2 protein-coding genes and 1 pseudogene are annotated in these 2,355 nt (G+C 48.3%); all 3 read left to right on the forward strand.

From position 1 onward, the window contains the following. A partial coding sequence (locus ACEW8P_RS20210) for an LptF/LptG family permease (protein ID WP_373514884.1) occupies nucleotides 1-695 on the forward strand: 695 nt, incomplete at its 5' end. A gap of 179 nt (nucleotides 696-874) precedes the next feature. Then, nucleotides 875-1,150 (forward strand): 30S ribosomal protein S15, encoded by a 276-nt coding sequence (rpsO, locus tag ACEW8P_RS20215; protein ID WP_373514885.1) that lies wholly within the window; start codon nucleotides 875-877, stop codon nucleotides 1,148-1,150. Between the two features lie 216 nt (nucleotides 1,151-1,366). Then, nucleotides 1,367-2,355, forward strand: a pseudogene (locus ACEW8P_RS20220) (polyribonucleotide nucleotidyltransferase); the annotation flags it as partial.

A 2,355-nucleotide genomic window follows, 5' to 3' on the forward strand; every position in this document is an offset into this window, starting at 1 on the left:
AAGATATGTTCAAGTACCATCAGTTTATGAAGAATATCGACGACCTCACCCAGACGACCGATTCGCTCCGGCGCGACTTTAAGCGGGCGCAGGATAATCTGGTACCAAACAGCCAGCAATATTTCTCCTATAAGTTTAAAAATAACGACTCCTACGGCACAAAGCCCAAAAAGGGTAAGTGGGTAGACTCACTGCTCAGCGTGGCTATGACTGACAGCGTGAAGAACATTATTCTCGCCAATGCCAAGAGTGCGGCGACCAGCGTACAGAGTTTTGCCTCTTCCAACGCCGAGTACCTCGACAGTAAACGCAAATCGGGTAACGAATACGAACTTGAAAAACTTCACAAGTATACCCAGGCATTTTCCTGTTTTGTCATGTTTCTGATTGGCGCCCCCTTGGGGGCCATCATCAAGAAAGGTGGCTTCGGTGTACCAGTGTTGGTTTCCATCATCTTCTTTATCCTATTATATGTCCTCACCATTCAAGGCGACAAATTTGTAAAGGAAGGACTACTCGACGTGGCGGTCGGGGCTTGGTTAGCCAATGCCGTTCTACTTCTGGCCGGACTGTACTTCGTAGAAAAAGCCCGCAATGATTCTCGCCTCTTTGAAAAGGATGTCTATCAGATGTACTGGAAAAAATTCCGAGAAAAATACCTGAAATCCCGCAACGCTCAGCCAAAACTAGCTTAGGCTTAGGGGAAGCATAAATACTGCATTCATTCTTAATATATGAATAACAGTTTTTTAAGAGACTGGAAATGAGGTGGTTGAATATAATTCATAATTCATAACTTATAATTCATCATTTTTCTATACTTTTGCGGCTGCTTTTATATTAATTTTTTACATTTTAATCTGTCGTTACAATCATGTATTTAACCACGGACAAGAAGAAAGAAATCTTCGAAACCCAGGGATTCAACAAATCGGCCACCGACACCGGGTCGCCCGAATCACAAGTCTCACTCTTCACTTTTCGCATCAATCACCTGACGGCGCACCTCAAAACGCACAAGAAGGATCACGATACGCGTCTGAGCTTACTCAAACTAGTCGGCAAGCGCCGCAGCCTGCTGGACTACCTTTATCGGGAAGACATTAGCCGCTACCGTGCTATTATCGCCGAACTAGGGCTGAGAAAGTAACGGAAAAACAAAGAATCGGGGAATCTGCCTTTGGCCAGATTCCCCGATTCTTTGTTTTTCCTGCCTTTCTGCCCGTTTCCCTACCATTCGATAATTAATCGAACATTTCTTTACCGAAAGCAGATATAATACGACTGGCAATGTCTTTGCTAGTCATTATTTGTTATAGCGGTCCTTATTCAAGCGGTCACTCATCAATCTACCTAACTTACTTTTATGCAATTTAACGTCGTATCCAAGACGATCACCCTGCCCGACAATCGTACCATCACTATTGAAACCGGAAAATTGGCGCGGCAGGCCGACGGAGCGGTGGTCGTCCGCATGGGCGACACCATGCTGTTGGCAACCGTAGTAGCCAAAACAGACATCAAACCCGGTGTCGATTTCCTTCCTCTTTCCGTCGATTATCAAGAGAAATTCGCTTCGGCGGGTCGTATTCCCGGCAGCTTTATGCGCCGCGAGGGACGCCTCTCCGACCACGAGGTACTCATCTGTCGCATTGTGGACCGCGCTCTGCGTCCCCTTTTCCCGAGCGACTACCACGCCGATACTCAGGTAAACATCATGTTGGCTTCCGCCGACCCGGAGGTTTTGCCTGATGCGCTGGCTTGTCTGGCAGCTTCGGCGGCACTTATTGTTTCGGATATACCTTACCAAGGCCCTGCTTCCGAGGTGCGGGTCGCTAAGATCGACGGTGAATATATCGTCAACCCCAAGACCTCCGACCTTGCCCGTGCTACACTGGAACTCATCGTGGGTGCCACCGAGAAGGACATCACGATGGTGGAAGGCGAACTGGAAGAGGCCCAGGAGGAAGAAATCATCGAAGCCCTGAAAGTAGCCCACGAAGTCATCAAGACGCAATGCCGCGTAATGAAGGAACTGGAAGCTGCTGTGGGTAACACCACGAAGCGCGAGTACGAGGGCGATCCCGAGGATGCCGAGTTAAAAGCACGCGTCCGATCTTTTTGTTACGATAAGCTGAGTGCATCCATTGCACAGACTTCAAACGACAAGAGTGTTCGCAAAGAAAGAGCCAAAGCCATTCGCGAAGAATTCATGGCGACTATCGGTGAAGACGAGGAAGTGGATGAGTCACTGGTGAAGCGTTATTTTCACGATCTGGAATCCGAAGCTACCCGTCGCCTCGTTCTGGATGAGCGCATTCGTATTGATGGTCGTAAGCTCGATGAGATTCGCCC

The sequence above is a fragment of the Persicitalea sp. genome (assembly GCF_041751555.1).
Lineage (GTDB): Bacteria > Bacteroidota > Bacteroidia > Cytophagales > Spirosomataceae > Persicitalea.

What these genes read in the sequence shown, in the direction of transcription:
- rpsO (WP_373514885.1), top strand. Translation starts at nt 875, where the DNA reads ATGTATTTAACCACGGACAAGAAGAAAGAAATCTTCGAAACCCAGGGA.